Here is a 20,049-nt window from a genome sequence, read left to right as displayed (position 1 = left end):
GCCTCCTCGCTGGGATGGGGGTAACGCCGCGCCCCCACCGAGATCTGCTATATTAGAGATACCGTTGATATATCAGTTGTCAACCTGACCGGGCGGCGGCGACGTCGCCACCGCCCGGTCGGGGCCGGTCCGGTCAGTGCGAGATGGCTTCCAGGGACTTGCCCTTGGTCTCGATGCCGAGGAACCCGACGCTCGCGGCGGCGATGACGAACGAGCCGGCGCCCAGGGCGAAGACGCCGCCGTGGCCGAGCACCGGCAGGATCAGGCCGATCGCGAAGGGCCCGATGAGCGAGCCGACGCGGCCGATGGCCGAGGCGCAGCCGGCCCCGGTGGCGCGCGCCCGCGTCGGGTAGAGTTCGGGCGTGTAGGCGTAGAGCACCGACCACATGCCGAACAGGAAGAACTGCATCATCAGCCCGTAGGCGATGAGCCATCCGAAAGACGGCGAGTGACCGTACAGGTAGGCGGCGACGGCGCTGCCCAGGAGCATCAGGACCGCGGTGGGCTTGCGGCCCCAGCGCTCGACGAGGATCGCCGAGGCGATGAAGCCCGGCACGCCCGCGAGCGAGATCAGGATCGTGTAGGTGACCGACTTGGCGACGCTGTAGCCGGCCTCCTGCAGGAGCGCGCCGAGCCAGGTGGTGAGGCCGTAGAAGCCCAAGAGGGCGAAGAACCACGTCAGCCAGATCATCACCGTCCGACTGGCGTAGCCGGGGCTCCAGAGTTCGAGGAACGAGAAGCGCCGCTCGCCCCGCGCCGGCTCGGGCAGGACGGTCGGCTCCGGAAGCGGACGCCCGTCGAGGCGCAGCGCGACCTGCCGCTCGATCTGCGCCATCACCCGGTCCGCCTCCGCGTGCCGGCCGCGGTCGGCGAGCCAGCGGGGCGATTCCGGCACGAGGAAGCGGATCACGAACAGGAACAGCGCCGGCACGGCCTGCGCGAGGAAGACGGCGCGCCAGTCGAAATAGCTGAGCAGCACGTAGCTGAGGCAGCCGGCCGCGATGAAGCCGAGCGGCCAGAACCCTTCCATGATGGCGAGGTAGCGGCCGCGCTTGGCGGTCGGCAGGAACTCCGAGACGATGGCGAGCGCCACCGGGAACTCCATGCCCATGCCGAAGCCGAGCAGCAGGCGGGCATAGCCCAGCATCGTCGCGTCCGGGGCGTAGGCGCACCAGAGGCTGCCGAGCCCCCAGAACACCATGCTGATCTGGAAGACCACCTTCCGCCCGAACCGGTCGGCGAGCATGCCCGACAGGGCCGCGCCCGCGAACATGCCGATGAAGCTCATGCTCGAGAGCAGTCCCGCCTGGGCGGTCGTCAGGCCAAACTCGGTCTTGATCGATCCGAGGAGGAAGGTGAGCGAGCCGAGATCGATCGAATCGAAGAACCACGCCGTGGCGATGATGAGGAAGATGTTGCGCTGGAAGGCGGTCATCGGCAGCCGCTCGAGGCGCGCCGCGATCAGCGCGCCCGACCCGACCGCGGCGCGGGCGGTGGCGTCCGCGGTCACCCGGTCCGGCAGCACGTCGCCGGCGGAAATCGCTACAGGCCCTGCCATGGCTCAACCTCCCTCGCAGTTATATGCGGCGAGTCGTCATGCAGGATATTACTAAGATGCGCAAGATATATCAGACGTATGCCCTTGCGCGGTGCGTGGGCCCGCCCCATGCACGCTGATGGCGGCGTGGTGTGCGGGCCCGGCCGTGGCGGGGGTGTCGTCCATGAACTTCGTGACCGGGAAGACGACGTCCGTCCGCGCCGCCGAGCCGGGCCGCAAGCGGGCGCGAAAGGCCGTGAAAGGGGCGTCCCAGGAGGTGTCCCCGGAGGCCGCCCAGGAGGCACCCCATGCCGCGGGCGGCAACGACGATCTGCCCGACCTGACGCTGACCGACCGGGCCTACCAGCAGCTGGAAGAGATGATCACGACCCTGGTGCTCCCGCCCGGCCTCGTGCTCGGCGAGCAGAACCTAGTCCAACGGCTCGGGATCGGGCGGACCCCGATCCGGGAAGCCCTTCAGCGCCTCGCGCGCGACGGGCTCGTCGTGGTCATGCCGCGGCGCGGTATCCTGGTGTCGGACATCAACGTGCGCTCGCAGCTGCGGCTCCTGGAGACGCGGCGCGTCCTGGAGCGCCTGATCGCCCGCCTCGCCGCGGAGCGATCCACCCTGGAGGAGCGCGAGGTCTTCGCCGGGCTCGCGCAGGACATGCGCGACGCGGCCGCGGCGTCGGACGATCTGGCGTTCATGCGCCTCGACCGGCAGTTCAACGAGCTGATCGCGACGTCCTCGCGCAACGAGTTCGCCGTGCGCTCGCTGGAGAGCATGGCGGGCCTGTCGCGGCGGTTCTGGTACCAGCACTACAAGCAGGCGGCCGATCTGCCGCTGACCGCCAACCTCCACGCGGACGTCTGCGAGGCGGTCGCGCGTCGCGACGTCGAGGCTGCCGGCGCCGCGTCGGACAGGCTCGTCGACTACATCGAGAGCTTCGCCCGCAAGACGTTGGATCTCTGAGGTCGCGCGACGGGACCCGTGTCGGGCGGTCGGCGCGGCGGTCAGTCAGGGGAGGGGCGGGCGGCGGCCGGCGATCCGGTCCCGGCCGCCCCTCTGTCGTGACCCCTACGACGCGACGCGCGCGGAGCCTCCGAGGCGGGGTGCTCCCGGCGAGCCGGTCACGCGGGGGCTCCCAGAGCGACCGGCTGGGTCGCGCGGCGGTAGATCAGGAGCGTGGCGACGAGGCCGCACGCCCCGCCGAAGGCCATCCACAGCCCGGGGGCCGCGCGGTTGCCCGTGGCCTCGATGAGCCACGTGGAGACGAGGGGCGTGAAGCCGCCGAGGAGCGCCGTCGCCAGCGAGTAGGCGAGGGAGAAGCCGGCCGTGCGCACGCTCGCCGGGATCACCTCGGTCAGCGCGACCACCATCGCGCCGTTGTAGCTGCCGTACAGGAAGGACAGCCACAGGAGGGCGATCAGCATGTTCCCGAAGCTCGGGTTGGCCACGAGCCAGCCCAGCACCGGGTAGGCGGTGAGCAGGGTCAGCGCCGAGAACACCAGCAGGAGCGGCTTGCGCCCGATCCGGTCGGACAGGGCTCCCATGACCGGCAGCCAGAACAGGTTCGACAGGGCGGTGCAGAAGGTCACGAGAAGGCTGTCGGTGTCGGACAGCTTGAGCACGGCCTTGCCGAAGGTCGGGGTGTAGACGGTGATCGTGTAGAACGAGATCGTGGTCATGCCGACGAGCAGCATGCCGAGCAGCACGATCTGCCAGTTGCTGGCGAGCGAGCCGAACACCTCCTTCATGGAGGGGCGGTGCTTGCGCTTCAGGAACTCCTCCGTCTCCTCCAGCGACCGCCGGATATAGAACAGGAACGGCACGATCGCGCAGCCGATGAAGAACGGGATCCGCCAGCCCCAGTCGTTCATGTCGGCGAGCGAGAGGGCGTGGTTGAGGATGTAGCCGATCACGGCGGCGAACATGACCGCGACCTGCTGGCTGCCGGACTGCCAGGACACGTAGAAGCCCTTGTTGCCGGGGGTGGCCATCTCCGAAAGGTAGACGGAGACGCCGCCGAGCTCGACGCCGGCCGAGAAGCCCTGCAGCAGGCGCCCGACGAGGACCAGGAAGGGCGCGAACAGGCCGATCGTGCCGTAGCCGGGGACGAAGGCGATCAGGATCGTGCCGGCCGCCATGATGCCGAGCGTGACGATCAGCCCCTTCCGGCGGCCGATACTGTCCACGTAGGCGCCGAGGAAGATGGCGCCGAGGGGCCGCATCAGGAAGCCGGCGCCGAACGTCACGAAGGTCAGCATCAGCGAGGCGAACTCGTTGCCGACCGGGAAGAAGGTCTTGGAGATGTAGGTGGCGTAGAAGCCGAACAGGAAGAAGTCGAACATTTCCAGGAAGTTGCCGCTGGTCACGCGCAGGACCGTGGCGACTTTGGAACTCGACGGATGGGCCTGTATCATTGCTGTCTCCCTCAGGCGCCGGAGCGGTCGCAACCGCACGAGGGAAGCGTCGGTTCTGAACGGCTGACGATCGCTCCTCGCGATCGGGCTGCAGCCGCAAACCAATCCTCCCATGTATTCGCGCCGACTTCGCAGCGCTTGACGCCGCTATACGCCGGTCAACCTGTCACGAAGCTGTCGCGGGACCCGGTCTCAGCGGCCTTCCACGGCGCGCCGCCAGCGCCGCAGCATGCGGGCGTGCCGGATTTGGTCGAGATTGGCCAGCAGCTCCGGCCCGACCGGGACCGGCCGCAGGGCCGGGGCGGACGCGACAGGGTCGTCGGCCCGGCGGGCATCCGTCCGGGCCGGCGTGAGCGACCGGGCGGCGAGCCGCGCCTGCCCCTCGCGGGAGAGCATGTAGTCGAGGAACATGCGGGCTGCGGCGGGATGCGGCGCGTCCTTCGCGATGAAGGCGATCCGCGAGACGAGGAGCGTGTAGTCCGTGGGCAGCACGAGGCCGATTGCCGGATCGTGCCGGGCCCGCTCGAGGGCGTAGGCGCCGAACACGCCGTAGGCGAGGACGGCCTCGCCCGCGGCGATGCGGTCGAGCATGGTCTCCGTCCGGGTGTAGAGCTTCACGCCGGCCTGCCCGAGGGCGGAGACGAGGTCCCATGTCCGGGGCGTCACGTCCGCGTCCTGCGCGAGGATCAGCGAGCCGACGCCGCTCCGCTCCGGATCGTAGGCGGCGACCTTCCCCTGCCACGTCTCGGGGTGGTCCGTCAGGGCTCGGATCAGGTCGGCGCGGGTTTGGGGAACCTGCTCCGGCGGGAGGACCGACCTGTTGTAGGCGATGGCGATCGGCTCGGCCGTGACGCCGAACGCCTCGTTGCGCCACACCGCCCAGGCCGGCAGGGAGGCCGCCTCGGGGGACGCGTAATGGGCGGCGTATCCGTCGTTCACCAGCTTGATCTGGCGATCCATGGCGGAACTCCACACGATGTCCGCCTCGACCGCGCCGGCCGCGGCCTCCTCCACGAAGCCGTCGGACAGGGTCGCGGAGTTCATCTTGGTGTAGGAGACCGCCACGCCGGGATGGGCCTCGCGGAAGCCCGCGAGGAGGTCGGCGACCTCGGCCTCGTCGGTCGTCGCCCGCACGACCACGACGGTCTCGCCGCGGGCCGCGGCGGACCCGGTCCCCTCGGCCGCCGGAGACGGTTCGACCTGTGCCGAGGCCGGGCCCGGACCGGCCATCAGCAGCAGGACGAGGCCGACGACAGCGGGAGCGCGCACCAGGGTCTGCCCTTCGAGAGCCGCGGGAGTCCCCGCAGCTTCGCCGTGCAGAGACCGGGCGGGAATGCTAGACTCGGAGGACCGCTTCGGCCAACACGATCGATGACGGGAGGAGCATGCGCGTTCTGGTCGTCGAGGACGATGCCGCCCTGGCGCGCGGCCTCGTCGCCGCCCTCCGGCACGGCGGATACGCCGTCGACCACGAGGCGGACGGAGCGGACGCGGTGCAGCTCGCGCTGAGCGAACCCTACAGCCTCATCGTCCTGGACCTCGGCCTGCCGGGCCTGCCGGGCTTCGAGGTCCTCAAGGCCGTCCGGGCGGCCGGCTCGGCCGTTCCGGTCATGATCCTGACCGCGCGCGACGCCATCAGCGACCGCGTCCGCGGGCTCGATCTCGGGGCGGACGATTACCTGCTCAAGCCGTTCGACCTCGCCGAGTTCGAGGCGCGGGTGCGGGCGCTCGTCCGCCGCGGGCAGGCCGTGCCGAACCCGGTCCTGCGCTGCGGCGCGCTGGAGCTCGACCGGGCCGCGGGCACCGTGACCCTCGGCGGGGCGCCCGTCGCGCTGCGCCGCCGGGAACTCGCCGTCCTGACCATCCTGATGACGCGCGCCGGGAAACCCGTCCCGAAGGAACGGCTCAGCGCCGAGATCTTCGGCTTCGACGAGGCGGTCGCCCCGAACGCCCTCGAACTCTACGTCGCCCGCCTGCGGAAGAAGTTGCAGCCGGACGGGCCCGAGATCCGCACGATCCGCGGCCTCGGCTACCTGCTGATGCCGGTGTGACCCCGCCGCGCGCGCCCTCGATCCGGCGGCGCCTGCTCGTCCGCATGCTGCTCCCGGCCCTGGCGCTCGCGCTGCTGCTCGGCTTCGCCGGCGCGCTCGTGATCCGGAACGTCGTGGAGACGACGCACGACCGCCTGCTCGACGGGTCCGTCCTGGCGATCGCCGAGCGGCTGACCGTGGAGGACGGCGAGGTGTCGGTCGACCTGCCCCGCGTCGCCCTCGGGATGCTGGAGAGCCAGGCGCAGGACCGGATCTACTACAGCGTCACTTACGGCGGGGCGCTGGTGACCGGCTATCGCGACCTCCCGGGCCTGGACGTCGACACGCTCCCGCTCGGGGTGACGACCCATCGCGACGGCATCGTCCGCGGGGCGGCCGTGCGGATCGCCGCCCAGGCCCGGCGGGTCTACGGGAAGCCGGACCCGGTCCTCGTCCAGGTCGCCGAGACGCGCGAGGCCCGCCAGGGCCTGGAGCGACGCCTGCTCGCCGGGCTCGCGCTGGCCGAGCTGGGGCTGATGGGTCTGATCGGGGCCCTGTCGTGGTACAGCATCGACAGCAGCCTGAGGCCGCTGACCCGGCTGAGCGACGCGATCGACCGGCGGGCGGTCCCGGGGGCGATCAACCTGCAGCCGCTCGACGTGGCCGGGGTGCCCCGCGAGGCGCTGGCCCCGGTGCTCGCCCTCAACACGCTGCTCGAGCGCCTGGAGCAGGCGATCGCGGGGGAGCGCACCTTCACGTCGGATGCCTCGCACCAGCTGCGGACGCCGCTCGCCGTGCTCAGGATGCACGTGGAACTGCTCCGCAGGATCACGCCCGGGGAACCGGCCCACGCCGCGGCGATCGACGATATCGACGGAGCCGCGCGGCGCCTGGAACGCCTCCTCGCGCAACTGATCGCGCTCGCCCGCGCCGATGCGGGCGCGGCCGCCACGGACGCCGCCGCGGCGATCGCCGACCTGAACGACATCGCGGCCCGCGTGGTCACGGAGCAGGTGCCCCACGCCCTCGCGCGCGGGGGCGAGATCGTGCTCGATCGCCCCGACGGCGCGGTACCGGTCGTGGGCGATCCGTTCATCGTCGGCGAGATCCTCACCAATCTCGTGGACAACGCGATCCGCTACAACCGTCCCGGAGGCGCCACCGTCGTCCGTGTCCGGCGCACGGAGATCGGCGCCTGCGTGGACGTCGAGGACGAGGGCCCGGGCATACCGCCGGAGGTGCGCGAGAAGGTCTTCGAGCGATTCTACCGTGTCGCGACGCGAGACGGTCCTGACGGCAGCGGCCTCGGGCTCGCGATCGTCCGAGCCCTCGCGGACCGGATCGGCGGGGCGGTCACGCTCGGTTCCCGCGCAGGCGGATCGGGACTGGTCGCGCGGGCGAGCTTCCGCGCGCCGTAGTCGCTGCACGGGACGACGGTCCGGTGCGTTCGGCCTTGTCCGGCCGTCCGACCCGGGTCGCCTTCGCCGTGGTTGCCGGCTCGGATCTGCGCCGGCCTGCTCTCGTGCCCGGCCGGAACAGGCGGACGCCCTCCGGTCGGATGTGGCCGGCGGGGAGCTGCGCACCGGCTTTCCGGCGTCTCGAACACGTCATCCGATCGCGGCACTTGAAAGATACCGCACGGTAGGTATCTTCGGGGCGGGGACGATTCCCGTCACTCCTGGGAAGGGGCCATGGCGACCGCCTATCATCGCAAGAAGCGGCCCGAGCTCGTCCGGCGCGCGCTGCTCGATTGCGCAGCCAAGCTCGCCCTGGAACAGGGCCTGTCCGCCGTCACCGTGCAGGCGGTCTGCCACGCCGCCGGGGTGACCAAAGGGGCCCTGTTCCACCACTTCCCGAGCAAGCAGGCCCTGGTCGAGGGCGTCGTCGCCGACCTGATCGCGCAGCTCGACGCGGAGATCGACGCGGCGATGGCGAAGGATCCCCGGCCGTACGGCCGGTACACCCGCGCCTACGTCGACATCACGCTGCACGACCCGATGATGACCGAGGGCAGCCAGTGGGCCGCTCTCCACATCTCGATCCTCGCCGAGCCGCCCCTGCGCCGCATGGTGTCGGCCTGGTTCGCGGAGCGCCTGCACCGCCACCGCGACACCGACGGGAGTGCCGACCTCGAGTTCGTCCGGCTCGCCGCCGACGGCGCGTGGCTCGCCTACCTCGTGCGCGAGAAGCCGAGCGACCCGGTCCCCGCCCTCGACGCGCTCCGCGACCGCCTCGTCGCGATGACATTGGCTGAACCGTCCGCGCACCCGGGCGGCGACCGGGACTGAGCCATGGGATCGACCTCGATGGATGGGTTCGCCCCCGCCCGCGGCGCGGACGGGCCGGGCGATGCCGCGGAATACGGCGACCTGGCCGCGCGGCACGTCTCCGTCGCCCGGATCCTCACCCTGTTCCGCCCCTACGCGAGCCGGATCGCGCTCGTCATCGGGCTGATCGCGCTCGCTTCCGCCGCGGGGCTCGCCGCCCCGTTCCTGCTTCGCGAGATCGTCGACGTCGCGCTGCCGCGCGCCGACCTCGGACTGCTCGGCCGGCTCGCCGCCGGCATGGTCGGCCTCGCCGCGCTCGGGGCGGGCATCGGCGTGCTGCAGGCCCTCGTCACCGCGAAGGTCGGGCAGGCCCTCATGCACGACCTCCGGGTCCGCGTGTACGCGCACCTGCAGTCGCTTCCGCTCGGGTTCTTCACGGCGACCCGCTCCGGCGACATCCAGTCCCGCATCGCGAGCGACATCGGCGCCCTCCAGGCGCTGGTCACCCACACGGCGGGTGAGGCCACGCGCAACGCCAGCGCGGTGGTGATGACCGCCGCGGCCATGCTGCTGCTGGAATGGCGGCTCGCCCTGTTCTCGTTCCTGGTCCTCCCGCCGGCGACCTGGATCAGTGTCCGCGTCGGCCGGCTGCGCGAGGAGACAACCTACGCGCAGCAGGAACGCATCGCCGAGATGACGTCCGCGGTGCAGGAGTCCCTCTCGGTCTCCGGCATCGTCCTCGCCCGCACGATGGGCCGCGTCCCGCATCTCGCGGAGCGCTTCGCGCGGGCCTCGCGCGCGGTGGCGAACCTGGAGGTCCGGTCCCACACGGCCGGCCAGTGGCAGTGGTCGGTCATCGACCTCGTGCTGCAAGCCCTGCCGGCTCTGACCCTGTTCCTCGGCGGCTGGATGGCGGGCGCCGGGACGACCATGACCATCGGCACCCTCGTCGCGATGATCGCGCTGCAGGAGCAGATGCTGTTCCCGCTGGAAGAGGTCCTGCGCACGGGCGTCGAGGCCCGGAAGACGCGGGCCCTGTTCGCGCGCATCTTCGAGTACCTCGACAAGCCGGTCGGCATCACCGAGCGGCCCGACCCCGTCACCCTCGACCCCGCCGAGGTCGCCGGCCACGTGCGCCTCGACGGCGTGACGTTCTCCTACGACCGAGCCGGCCCCGCCACGATCGCCGGCGTCACGCTCGATATCCCCGCCGGGTCGCACACCGCCATCGTCGGCGCGACCGGCTCGGGCAAGTCCACCCTCGGCCATCTCCTGGCCCGGCTCTACGACGTCGATGGCGGCGCCGTGCTCTACGACGGCGTCGACGTGCGCGACCTGAGTCTCGCCTCCCTCTCGGAGGTGCTCGGGGTCGTGACGCAGGACCCGTTCCTCCTCCATGCCAGCGTGGCCGAGAACCTGCTCTTCGCCCGTCCGGATGCGACGGTCGCGGAGATGGTCGCTGCGGCCCGGACGGCCCAGTTGCACGACATGGTCGCCGCCCTGCCGGACGGGTACGACACGCTGGTGGGTGAGCGCGGGCACCGCTTCTCGGGCGGCGAGCGGCAGCGCCTCTCGCTGGCCCGGACCATCCTGCGCGACCCGCGCGTGCTGCTGCTCGACGAGGCGACGAGCGCCCTCGACACGGCGACGGAGCGGGCGATGGTCGAGGCCCTTGCCCGTCCGGGCAAGCCCCGCACGACCATCACCGTCGCCCACCGCCTCTCGACCGTCCGCCGGGCCGACCAGATCGTCGTGCTCGATCGGGGGCGCGTGGTCGAATGCGGCACGCACGAAGCCCTGCTCGCCTGCGGAGGCGCCTACGCGCGCCTCGTGCGCAAGGCGGCCTGACGGTTACGATTCCAGGACGGATCTCCATGCCTTCACACGCACCGGCTCGGCGGTCGCCGACCCTCGCCGCCCTCGGCCTCGTCGCGGCGCTCGCCCTGCAGGGCTGCAAGCCCGGGGCGGACGGTCAGGCACCGGGCGGTCCCGGATCGGCGGGTTCGCCGCCCGACGTCTCGACCGCTCGGGCCGAGCCCGGGACGGTGCCCCGCACCCTCGACCTGCCGGGTCGCCTCACCTCCACGCGGGTCGCCGAGGTCAGGGCCCAGGTCGCCGGCATCATCCAGGAGCGCGCTTTCGAGGAAGGCAGCCTCGTCCGGAAGGGCGATGTCCTCTTCCGCATCGACCCCGCCGTCTACCGGGCCGAGGTCGATGCCAAGTCCGCGGCCCTCGACCGGGCCGAGGCCACGCGGGTGCAGGCGCTGAAGCAATCCGAGCGCACCGAGACCCTTCTGGAGCGTCAGGCAGCCAGCACCGCCCAGCACGACCTCACGATCGCCGCCCTGCGCCAAGCCGAGGCCGACGTCGCGAGCGCGAAGGCGCAGCTCGCCCGCGCCCGGATCGACCTCGACTACGCGACCGTGCGGGCGCCCATCGCCGGCCGCATCGGCCGGGCCCTCGTCACGGAGGGCGCCCTCGTGGGCCAGGGCGAGGCGACCAAGCTCGCGCTGATCCAGCAGGTCGATCCGATCTTCGCCGATTTCAACGCCCCCGCGGCCGATCCGGGCCGGCTGGCGGAGTGGGCCACGGGCAAGGAGGAGACGGCGGTCCGCCTCGTCTCGCCCGACGGCGCGCTCCACGCCGATGCCGGGCGTCTGCTGTTCACGGATGTGAGCGTCGACCCCGGCACCGGGCAGGTGTCGCTCAGGGCCACGTTCCCGAACCCGAAGGTCGTCCTGCTGCCGGGCACCTATGTCCGTATCCGCCTCGCGCAGGGGACGGTGCCGGGCGCGGTCGTCGTCCCGGCCCAGGCCATCCAGCGGTCGAGCGCCGGCGTCGCGCAGGTCTTCGTGGTCGGGGAGGACAGGATTGTCGCGCTGCGCCCCGTGCGGGCGGGGGCGCTCACGGATGCGGGCTGGATCGTCGAGGACGGGCTCAAGGCCGGCGAGACCGTCGTGGTCGAGGGTTTCCAGCGGATACAGCCCGGCATGGCGGTGAACCCGGCGCCCTGGCAGGGCCCCCGGACGTCCTCCGCCTCCGCGAAGCCCTGACCGCGCCGGGACCGCACCATGACCCGCTTCTTCATCGCGCGCCCGATCTTCGCCTGGGCGATCTCCATCTTCATCGTGCTGGTGGGGGCGATCTCCCTCGCGTTCCTGCCGGTCTCGCAATACCCGGACGTGGCGCCCGTCACGATCCAGGTGAGCGCGACCTATCCCGGTTCTCCGCCCGAGCGGCTCTACGACGGGGTCACGCGCATCATCGAGGAGGAGCTGAACGGCATCCCCGGGCTGATGTACTTCGAGAGCACCAGCGACACGTCCGGCATGGCGCAGATCATGGCGTCCTTCGCGCCGGGCTCGGACCCGTCGAAGGCGACGGTGGCGGTGCAGAACCGGATCAAGCGCATCGAGGCGCGCCTGCCCCGGGCGGTCACGCAGCAGGGCGTCATCGTCGAGGAGGCCAGCACCAGCTTCCTGCAGTTCGTCACCGTCTCCTCGAAGGACGGCTCCTTGAGCGAGACCGACCTCGGCGACATCGCCGCCCGCCGCCTCCTCGGCGAGTTGCGACGGGTGCCGGGCGTCGGCCGGGCCACCCTGTTCTCGTCCGAGAAGGCGCTGCGCATCTGGATCGACCCGGTCAAGCTCGTCGGGTTCGGGATGACGCCGGGCGACGTCACGGCCGCGGTGGGTGCGCAGAACGCGCAGGTCGCTTCAGGGACCGTCGGCGCGCAGCCCGCGGCCGAGGGCCAGCGCATCGCCGCGAACGTGCTTGTGAAAGGGCAGCTGACCACGCCCGCCGAGTTCGCGGAGATCGTGCTGCGCGCCAACCCCGACGGGTCGCTCGTGCGCCTGCGCGACGTGGCCGAGGTCGAGCTCGGCGGCCAGTCCTACACGATGCAGACCCGCCTCGACGGGCGCCCGGCCGCCGGCATCGGCATCCAGCTCGCCCCGGGCGCGAACGCGCTCGCGGCCGCCGGCGGCGTCAAGGCGAAGCTCGCCCAGCTCCAGCGCACGCTGCCCGCCAACATCCGGGTGACGGTGCCCTACGACACCACGCCCTTCGTCGAGGTGTCGATCCGGAAGGTGCTGATGACGCTCGCCGAGGCGATGGCCCTCGTCTTCGCGGTGATGTTCCTGTTCCTGCAGAACGTCCGCTACACCCTCATCCCGACCATCGTGGTGCCGGTGGCGCTGCTCGGCACCTGCGGCGCGCTGCTGCTCGCCGGCTTCTCGATCAACGTGCTGACCATGTTCGGCATGGTGCTGGCCATCGGCATCCTGGTCGACGACGCCATCGTGGTGGTCGAGAACGTCGAGCGCATCATGGGCGAGGAGGGGCTCCCGCCGAGGGAGGCCACCGCCAAGGCGATGGGCCAGATCACCGGCGCCATCGTCGGCATCACCTCGGTGCTGGTCGCGGTGTTCGTGCCGCTCGCCTTCTTCCCCGGCTCGGTCGGGGTGATCTACCGGCAGTTCGCCGTCAGCATGGCGACCTCGATCGCCTTCTCGGCCTTCCTGGCCCTCTCGCTGACGCCCGCGCTCTGCGCCACGCTGCTGAAGCCGGTCGAGAAGGGCCACCATCATGCAAAGGTCGGCTTCTTCGGCTGGTTCAACCGCCGCTTCCACGCCGGCACGGGGTCCTACCGGTCCGGCGTGGCGGGCCTGCTGCGCCGGCCCGTTCGGGCGCTCCTGGTGTACGGCCTCCTCGTGGCCGCGCTCGGCTGGGGCTACTGGCGCATGCCGTCGAGCTTCCTGCCCATCGAGGACCAGGGCTACGTCATCGTCGACGCGCAGACCCCGCCGGAATCTGCCACCGGCCGCACGCTCGACGTGGCCAAGCGCATCGAGGAGCACTTCGCCAAGGAGCCCGGCATCGACAGCCAGACGCTGCTCCTCGGGTTCGGCTTCTCGGGCCAGGGGCAGAACGCGGCCATCAACTTCGTCGGGCTGAAGCCCTGGGGCGAGCGCGGGCCGCAGGACAGTGCCGACGCCATCACGGCCCGCGCCAACGCCGCCCTCGGCGGCCTGCCCGACGCCATCGCCATGTCGCTCTCGCCGCCGGCCATCGACTCGCTCGGCAATTCGAGCGGCTTCGCCTTCCGCCTCCAGGACAAGGCGCAGCAGGGCCACGCGGCGCTGGCGGCCGCGCGCGACCAGCTCATCAAGGCGGCGTCCCAGAGCCCGATCCTGCAGGGCGTCTACGTCGAGGGCCTGCCGACCGCGCCGCAGATCGAGCTCGTCCTCGACCGGCAGAAGGCCAGCGCGCTGGGTGTCACCTTCGCCGACATCAACGACGCCCTCTCTACGAGCCTCGGCTCGGCCTACGTCAACGACTTCCCGAACCAGGCGCGGATGCAGCGGGTGATCGTCCAGGCCGAGGCGGCCCGGCGCATGAAGGCGGAGGATCTGCTCGACCTCAACGTCCGCAACGCCAAGGGGCAGATGGTGCCGTTCCAGTCCTTCGCCCGGGTGCAATGGACGATGGGCCCGTCGCAGGTCGTGGGCTTCAACGGCTACCCGAGCATCAAGATCTCCGGCAGCGCCGCCCCCGGCTACGCCAGCGGCGACGCCATGGCCGAGATGGAGCGGCTGGTGGGGCAGTTGCCGCCGGGCTTCGACTTCGCCTGGACCGGGCAATCGCTGCAGGAGAAGCTGTCGGGCTCCCAGGCAGTCTATCTGCTGGCGCTGGCGCTGTTCTGCGTCTTCCTCTGCCTGGCCGCGCTCTACGAGAGCTGGTCGATCCCGCTCGCCGTGCTGCTCGTGGTGCCGACCGGCGTGGTCGGCGCGGTCTTCGCGATGCTGATGCGGGACATGCCGAACGACGTCTACTTTAAGGTCGGCCTGATCACGGTGATCGGCCTGACCGCGAAGAACGCCATCCTGATCATCGAGGTGGCCAAGGACTTCGTGGCCAGGGGCGTGCCCGTCCGGGAGGCGGCGCTGGAGGCATGCGAGCTGCGCTTCCGGCCCATCGTCATGACCTCGTTCGCCTTCATCCTCGGCGTCGTGCCGCTCGCCGTCGCGACGGGGGCCAGCATGAACAGCCAGCGGGCCATCGGCACGGGCGTTCTCGGCGGCATGGTCACCGCGACGGTGCTCGCCGTCTTCGTCACGCCGCTCTTCTACGTCCTGATCGCGCGGGTCTTCGGTTCCGCGGCGGCCGGCCAGCCGGAGGCCAGTCCCGTCCGGCGCGGCATCCCGGTGCCCTGAGGGTGCTCATCCTTGCCAGGGGCGCGGCGGGACATCCCTCCGCTGACGCGAGCCGCGCAGCCGCAGGAGAACGACGGGGTCGGGTGGGTTTCCGCGGGTCCGCTTCGGGAACGGCACTCCGGAAAAGATGCCCTTCGCCGCTTGCAGATTTCCCGACCGAGAGCCGGAGGGCTTTCAGGGCGCTTGATCTATCGGCGCCCATGTTGTACCGAACGGTACAACATGGCTCTGAGAGGTGATCCCGATGTCCCGACCCCCGCTTCCCCCGTTCACCGAGGAATCCGCGATCCAGAAGGTGCGTCTCGCCGAGGATGGCTGGAACACGCGCGACGCTGCCAAGGTCGCGCAGGCCTATACGCCCGACACGCGCTGGCGGAACCGCGTCGAGTTCGCGACCAACCGCGAGGAGGCGCAAGCTTTCCTCACTCGGAAGTGGAACAAGGAGCACGAATACAGACTGATCAAGCAGTTGTGGGCCTTCACCGGCAACCGTATCGCGGTGCGCTATGCCTACGAGTATCGCGACGACGGCGGGCACTGGTTCCGCGCCTACGGCAATGAGAACTGGGAGTTCGCCGAAGACGGATTGATGGCGCACCGTCATGCCAGCATCAACGAGATGCCGATCACCGAGGCGGAACGGAAGTTCCGTTGGCCGCTCGGGCGCAGACCCGACGATCACCCCTCGCTGAGTGACCTGGGCCTTTGAGCACGAAGCGCGTCCTCACCGAACGGGCCGGTGCCGTGCCGGCACTCGCGGAAGCGTTCCGCGAGCACGGGTTCGAGGGCGCGAGCCTGTCGGTGCTGTCGAAGGCGACCGGCCTCGGCAAGGGCAGCCTCTACAACTTCTTTCCCGGCGGGAAGGAAGAGATGATGGAGGCGGTTCTCGCCGACATAGACGCTTGGTTCGAGAAGGTCATCTTCTCGACGCTGGAGCATGCGCGCGATCCGACAGCGGCCGTCACGTCCATGATCGAGGATGTGACGGAATACTTCCGATCCGGCAGGAGAGTCTGTCTCGTCGGCTGCATTGGCCTGAATGCCTCCGGAGCCGTTTTCGCGAAGCGGATAAGGAGCTACTTCGCGCGCTGGATATCGGCTCTGGCCCGGTGCCTGAGAGCCGGCGGCGTTCACGAACCGCAAGCCTCGCAACTCGCTGAGGAGGCGGTTTCCGGGATACAGGGCGCGATCGTGCTGGCGCGAGCCTTAAAGGACGATGCCGTCTTTCTCCGGGTGGTTCATCGACAGCGTTATGTCTTGATCGATGCCATCGCCAATTCTAGCGCATAGTGATAAAAGTCTGATCATTTGCGGTGATATACTATGACAAGTACACATTCAACGATCAGTTGCAGTTTGTAACATTTGACGTTCGCGACGAATTGTTTGCCCGGTCAAGTGTGCCCGGCGACGATCCGTCTCCACCGCGCTCAGGTCCGCATTTCTCGTCGTGCACCGGACTGGGCATATGAGATGGTGACACGGCTGCTTGCATCCGAATGTCCGGTTCGGGGATGCCGCTGAACAGGCCGGAATGGCCGGGTTGGGTCGCGAGGCGTCCGTCCTCTCTTCCGGCAGCCGGCCTTCCGAGCCGATCACGGCTTCCGCCAGCATCGGCCGCCGCAGACCGCCCGCACGAGCGTCTCCGACGGGTGAATCTCTGCCGTTCCGTTTGCGAGCTGCAGGGGCATCGGAGCGGACGACTTCATTCCGCAGGCGCCCCGATCTTCCGTAATCTCGGGGATGGCCGCGGTCGCCATCTGCCCGGCTCGATCGGGCCGACGTCCAGGCCGCACCGAGCCGTGTCGCGGCTCGCAAGCTGAACCACACTGTCTCGGGAAATCCGGCGTGGTACAGCGATCGCGGCCGCCGGGTGCCGGTCCCTCGATCGACTCGACAGCCGACCGATATTTACCAAGCCGTTCGATGTCCTGGGAAGCTCCGGGGTCAGGTTGCGTAGTTGTCTTGAGACTCAACCACAGGCTGCATAATCTGCGGCTATGCGCGTCACATCCGCCATTGGCCTCGCCTCCGTGTTGCTCTCTGCGGGGTCCGCCGTCGCCTTCGCCCCCGCGCTGTTCGCGGCGGGACCGGCCGCCGTAGCCCAGCTGTGTACGGAGAGCGCAGGGACCGTGTCTTGTGCGAACGGTTATGCGGGCTTCCGAGGCCCCTCGGGGAAGCTCTGGATTGGCAAAGATGGCCGGGGGACCGTGATCGTCAGCATCGATGATCGTCGGCACGATCAGATGCCATCCCGGGGCGAGCAGGATCACGGACGCTTCGTCCTCGAGCAGGCGTGGTGAGGTTCGGATCTTTCGCCCGTCGCCGCTGCCGTGCAGTTGAGACCAGGGTCGTGGCGTGACGGGCGGTGGCTCTCTCGGAGCGCCGCCAGTGACGAGGCCGCGAACCGGGGACCTGGGAAGACCGTAGGCGCTTCACGCCTTATCGGAGGCCGATCCAGCAGATCGCGCATCCTGCGGGTCGATGGGGTCATCGATGGGCCAGGGCTGACGAGCCGGCTCCGGAGGGAACCGATCGAGAGGATGGACTGGCGACCCGTCGCAGACGGTCGAGAAGTTCCAGCCTGACAGCGGGCCGCGGCCGTGCAGGGTCAGGTTTCCCCACGCTCCAACAGCAGGCGGTAATCGGCCACGGTCATAGTCCCGGTGTCGCGCGTGTCGATCGCTCGCCGATCGCGGTCGGGCAGGACATCCGCGAACAGATCGATCCTCTTCCAGGCCGGGACCTCGCCCGCTCGTGCCCGCCCCGGCACGAAGCCTGACGTAGCCTCCCGACGGTACCGGTGGATGTAGCGCGGGCAGTTCACGAACACCTCGGCGATATCGATCTTGAGCACCAGCTCGGCGCCAGGATGACGTTCCAGGTCCCTCGCGTCGCGGGCGATCCGCGCCGTGCCGTGGAGGCGCAGGCGGTGCGGCGTCTCGAAGTCGATGAACAGCAGGCCGAGCTTCGGGTTGGCCGCGAGATTCCCGGCCGTGAGGTACATGCCGTTGCCGTCGTAGCTCGGCAGCTCGATGACGCGCGGGCCCGTCACGCGCACGAAGGCCCGCGCACCGCCCTTGTACGAGCAGGTCGGAAATCCCCGATGGTCGACGGACGTGATGAAGACCAGGTCCTGCCGAGCGATGAAGGCCTGCTGGGTCGCCGTGAGTTCGCTCGTGACCGACAGGCTGCGCAGCCGGTTCGCGAGGTCGCCCGTCTCGAACTCCTCTTGGAAAACCCGGTGACGGGGACCGTAGAGGTTGCTGATCGCGCCCAGAGGCGGCGCGAACACGGCCTCGTCTGGTTTTGCAGTGGTGCTCCAGCGTAGGCGTTCCAGGCAGATCGCCCAGGCCGCCCTGTACCGGTCGGCGGTCTCCTGGCGGTCGAGCTGCGTATGAGTGAGCGTCAGCTCGGTCACGTCGACCCCGAGGGGGCGCAGGTCGATCTCGACGCGCGAGGGCGGACCGGCGAGCGGTCCGTCGCCGGCGTAGTGCCACGTCATCGCGAGGCGCCGCGGCGGCACGATCTCCAGGTACTCGCCGGACACCGCGTAGGCGCGCCCGTCCGGATTGCAGCCTTCGAGGCTGAAGCGGCCGCCGACCCGCAGGTCGCAGCTCGCGTCGCGGACCTCGCCGGCCCCCGGCGTGAGCCAGCGGGCGAGGCGGCGCGGGTCGGTGCAGGCCTCGAACACCAGGGCCGCGGCGGCATCGAGCTGCCGGACCAGGGCGATGGCGATCCGCGGGGGGCCGGACGCGGCGTCGGGCGCTTTGTCGGGCGCTTTGTCGGGCGCGGTGTCGGACATGGCGTGGGCGATCCGTCAGGCGATGGCGTCGAGGGCACGGCCCCGCGTCTCGGGCAGGCACAGCGCCGCGACGAGGAAGGCGACGGCGAGGACGGTCAGCGCGTACCAGAGGCCGGCATAGATGTTCCCTGTCGCCGTGAAGGCCGAGAAGGCGATGGCCGGCAAGAATCCGCCGAACCAGCCGCCGACGGCGTAGGGCACGGACAGCGCCGTGGTTCGGATGCGCGTCGGAAACAGCTCGATCATCCAGGCGGCGAGCGGGGCCGAGGCCAGGGCCACGAACACGTTGAGGAGGCTGAGGAGGGCGATCAGCGCCGGCAGATTCGTCTTGGCCGGATCGGCCCTGGCCGGGTAGCCCGCGGCCGCGACGGCGCTCGACAGGGCCTTGCCGAACTCGGCTGTCCGTGCCGCGAGCGTCGCCTTGTCGAGCCCGGTCCCGTCGAAGGAGGCGAGACTCGCCTCGCCGATCTCGATCCGCACCGGGCCGCCGACCGGCAGATCGCGCGTCGCATAGGGGATGCCGAGCTTGGCCACCGCCCGCCGGGCGAGGTCGCAGGGGCTCTCGAACCGGGCGATGCCGAACGGGTCGAACTGGCGGCTGCACCCGGCCGGATCGGCAGCGACCACGACGGGCTTGGCCGCGACGGCCGCCGCGAGGTCGGGATGGGCGAAGCGCGTCACGCCGGCGTAGACCGGCCATGCCAGCAGCGCCACACCGAGGAAGCCCGCGAGCATGACCGGCTTGCGGCCGATCCGGTCCGAGAGCCAGCCCGCCGCGACCATGCAGGCGACGAGGGCGAGGCTGGAGCCGAGGATCGTGTAGTGCAGCAGGAACGGATCGATCTTCAGGTTCAGCATCAGCAGGTAGATCGGGTAGGACCCCGTCGCGCTGGCCACCGATTGCCCGGCGACGAGACCGAACAGGACGAGGAGCAGGATCCGCAGGTTCGCCCATCGCCCGAGGGCCTCGCGGACCGGCCGGCGCGAGCCGCCCCCGCCCCGGCGCATCCGCAGGAAGACCGGGGATTCCTGCAGCTTCAGCCGCATGTAGACCGAGACCAGCATCAGCACGGCCGAGAGCAGGAAGGGGATCCGCCAGCCCCAAGCCTCGAAGGCGGCCTTGCCCAGCACGGACTCGCAGGCGATCACGACGAGGATCGCCAGAACGAGGCCGCAGGCCATGGTGATGCCCACCGCGCTCGTCGCCAAGCCGCGCCGGTCCGCGGAGGCGTGCTCGGCGATGTAGGTCACGGCACCGCCGAACTCGCCCCCGAAGGCGAGGCCCTGCACGATGCGCAGGCTCACGAGCAGCGCCGGCGAGGCGACGCCGATGGCCGCGTAGGTCGGCAGCAGCCCGATGGCCACCGTCGCGCCGCCCATGATCACGATGGTCAGGAGGAAGGCGTATTTTCGGCCGACGCGGTCCCCCAAGGGGCCGAAGATCAAACCGCCGAAGGGCCGGGCGAGGAAGGTCACGGCCGCGGAGAGCAGGGTGAAGATATAGGCGTAGGCCTCGTCGAGGCCCGAGAAGAACTGCCGGGCGATGATGGCGGCCATCGGCCCGAACAGGACGAGATCGTAGGCCTCGAACACCGCACCGAGCGACGAGGCCAGGATCACCCGCCGGATGCGGGTCCGCTCCTCCGGGACGCGCCCCGGCGCGATCGCGCGGGGCGCCTGTCCGGCGCGCGCGGAGGGACGAGGGACGGCGATGTCCTGAGCCATGATGGTCCTCCCCAAATCTTCGAGTCGTCGGCGGGCGGGATGCGGG

General features: G+C 70.4%; 14 protein-coding genes. 9 read left to right on the top strand and 5 right to left on the bottom strand.

Translation table 11 applies throughout. The annotated features are described in order from the left end of the window. Nucleotides 1-133: 133 nt before the first annotated feature. The gene (locus tag ACLBYB_RS12270) at nucleotides 134-1,558 is read right to left on the bottom strand and encodes an MFS transporter (protein ID WP_026605338.1); all 1,425 of its coding nucleotides are present in this window, start codon (nucleotides 1,556-1,558) and stop codon (nucleotides 134-136) included. Nucleotides 1,559-1,721: 163 nt separating this feature from the next. Here ACLBYB_RS12270 and ACLBYB_RS12265 point away from each other — a divergent pair, with 163 nt between their 5' ends. Then, nucleotides 1,722-2,510, top strand: coding sequence for a GntR family transcriptional regulator (locus ACLBYB_RS12265; RefSeq protein WP_447698930.1), 789 nt, complete (start codon nucleotides 1,722-1,724; stop codon nucleotides 2,508-2,510). A 158-nt stretch (nucleotides 2,511-2,668) separates the two neighbouring features. Here ACLBYB_RS12265 and tcuC read toward each other — a convergent pair whose 3' ends face one another. Together tcuC and ACLBYB_RS12255 are read right to left on the bottom strand one after the other, a co-directional pair. After that, nucleotides 2,669-3,961, bottom strand: a complete 1,293-nt coding sequence (gene tcuC / locus ACLBYB_RS12260) for an MFS transporter (RefSeq protein WP_020095784.1) — start codon at nucleotides 3,959-3,961, stop codon at nucleotides 2,669-2,671. 192 nt (nucleotides 3,962-4,153) lie between these two features. Next, nucleotides 4,154-5,230 carry an ABC transporter substrate-binding protein gene (locus tag ACLBYB_RS12255; RefSeq protein ID WP_447698929.1) on the bottom strand — a complete coding sequence of 359 codons (1,077 nt, stop codon included), beginning with the start codon at nucleotides 5,228-5,230 and terminating at the stop codon, nucleotides 4,154-4,156. A gap of 116 nt (nucleotides 5,231-5,346) precedes the next feature. On the opposite strand from ACLBYB_RS12255, the gene ACLBYB_RS12250 reads away from it, so the two are divergent. From ACLBYB_RS12250 to ACLBYB_RS12215, 8 genes are all read left to right on the top strand, one after another. Next, complete coding sequence (locus tag ACLBYB_RS12250; protein WP_447698928.1) at nucleotides 5,347-6,012, top strand: response regulator; 666 nt, start codon at nucleotides 5,347-5,349, stop codon at nucleotides 6,010-6,012. After that, a complete protein-coding gene (locus tag ACLBYB_RS12245) occupies nucleotides 6,009-7,409 on the top strand; it encodes a sensor histidine kinase N-terminal domain-containing protein (protein WP_447698927.1) in 1,401 nt (466 codons plus the stop codon). The genes ACLBYB_RS12250 and ACLBYB_RS12245 overlap by 4 nt, the downstream gene beginning before the upstream one ends. A 273-nt stretch (nucleotides 7,410-7,682) precedes the next feature. Next, entirely contained in the window at nucleotides 7,683-8,279 is a 597-nt protein-coding gene (locus ACLBYB_RS12240) for a TetR/AcrR family transcriptional regulator (protein WP_020095780.1), read from the top strand. 18 nt (nucleotides 8,280-8,297) lie between these two features. Further along, entirely contained in the window at nucleotides 8,298-10,106 is a 1,809-nt protein-coding gene (locus tag ACLBYB_RS12235; RefSeq protein ID WP_447698926.1) for an ABC transporter ATP-binding protein, read from the top strand. Nucleotides 10,107-10,132: 26 nt separating this feature from the next. Beyond that, the gene (locus ACLBYB_RS12230; protein ID WP_447698925.1) at nucleotides 10,133-11,311 is read left to right on the top strand and encodes an efflux RND transporter periplasmic adaptor subunit; all 1,179 of its coding nucleotides are present in this window, start codon (nucleotides 10,133-10,135) and stop codon (nucleotides 11,309-11,311) included. Nucleotides 11,312-11,329: 18 nt separating this feature from the next. Beyond that, nucleotides 11,330-14,473, top strand: a complete 3,144-nt coding sequence (locus tag ACLBYB_RS12225) for a multidrug efflux RND transporter permease subunit (protein ID WP_447698924.1) — start codon at nucleotides 11,330-11,332, stop codon at nucleotides 14,471-14,473. A 244-nt stretch (nucleotides 14,474-14,717) separates the two neighbouring features. Then, nucleotides 14,718-15,182: a nuclear transport factor 2 family protein gene (locus ACLBYB_RS12220; protein ID WP_020095776.1), complete on the top strand. Its 465-nt coding sequence runs from the start codon at nucleotides 14,718-14,720 to the stop codon at nucleotides 15,180-15,182. Then, entirely contained in the window at nucleotides 15,179-15,763 is a 585-nt protein-coding gene (locus ACLBYB_RS12215; protein ID WP_447698923.1) for a TetR/AcrR family transcriptional regulator, read from the top strand. Before ACLBYB_RS12220 ends, ACLBYB_RS12215 begins: the two co-directional genes overlap by 4 nt. Nucleotides 15,764-17,084: 1,321 nt before the next feature. Here the strand turns inward: ACLBYB_RS12215 and ACLBYB_RS12210 are convergent. Together ACLBYB_RS12210 and ACLBYB_RS12205 are read right to left on the bottom strand one after the other, a co-directional pair. Next, nucleotides 17,085-18,278 (bottom strand): SRPBCC domain-containing protein, encoded by a 1,194-nt coding sequence (locus ACLBYB_RS12210; RefSeq protein WP_447698922.1) that lies wholly within the window; start codon nucleotides 18,276-18,278, stop codon nucleotides 17,085-17,087. A gap of 15 nt (nucleotides 18,279-18,293) precedes the next feature. Continuing rightward, the gene (locus tag ACLBYB_RS12205) at nucleotides 18,294-20,003 is read right to left on the bottom strand and encodes an MFS transporter (RefSeq protein WP_447698921.1); all 1,710 of its coding nucleotides are present in this window, start codon (nucleotides 20,001-20,003) and stop codon (nucleotides 18,294-18,296) included. Nucleotides 20,004-20,049 lie beyond the last annotated feature (46 nt).

The sequence above is a fragment of the Methylobacterium sp. D54C genome (genome assembly GCF_053345595.1).
The sequence above is the reverse complement of the archived record's forward strand: the minus strand, read 5'-3'. Positions and strand labels throughout refer to the sequence as shown.

Excerpts from the sequence above, each read along its gene's own strand:
- ACLBYB_RS12235 (WP_447698926.1), top strand. The coding sequence starts at position 8,298 with ATGGATGGGTTCGCCCCCGCCCGCGGCGCGGACGGGCCGGGCGATGCC.
- ACLBYB_RS12230 (WP_447698925.1), top strand. The coding sequence starts at position 10,133 with ATGCCTTCACACGCACCGGCTCGGCGGTCGCCGACCCTCGCCGCCCTC.
- ACLBYB_RS12220 (WP_020095776.1), top strand. The coding sequence starts at position 14,718 with ATGTCCCGACCCCCGCTTCCCCCGTTCACCGAGGAATCCGCGATCCAG.
- ACLBYB_RS12205 (WP_447698921.1), bottom strand. The coding sequence starts at position 20,003 with ATGGCTCAGGACATCGCCGTCCCTCGTCCCTCCGCGCGCGCCGGACAG.
- tcuC (WP_020095784.1), bottom strand. The coding sequence starts at position 3,961 with ATGATACAGGCCCATCCGTCGAGTTCCAAAGTCGCCACGGTCCTGCGC.
- ACLBYB_RS12225 (WP_447698924.1), top strand. The coding sequence starts at position 11,330 with ATGACCCGCTTCTTCATCGCGCGCCCGATCTTCGCCTGGGCGATCTCC.
- ACLBYB_RS12270 (WP_026605338.1), bottom strand. The coding sequence starts at position 1,558 with ATGGCAGGGCCTGTAGCGATTTCCGCCGGCGACGTGCTGCCGGACCGG.
- ACLBYB_RS12250 (WP_447698928.1), top strand. The coding sequence starts at position 5,347 with ATGCGCGTTCTGGTCGTCGAGGACGATGCCGCCCTGGCGCGCGGCCTC.
- ACLBYB_RS12210 (WP_447698922.1), bottom strand. The coding sequence starts at position 18,278 with ATGTCCGACACCGCGCCCGACAAAGCGCCCGACAAAGCGCCCGACGCC.
- ACLBYB_RS12265 (WP_447698930.1), top strand. The coding sequence starts at position 1,722 with ATGAACTTCGTGACCGGGAAGACGACGTCCGTCCGCGCCGCCGAGCCG.
- ACLBYB_RS12240 (WP_020095780.1), top strand. The coding sequence starts at position 7,683 with ATGGCGACCGCCTATCATCGCAAGAAGCGGCCCGAGCTCGTCCGGCGC.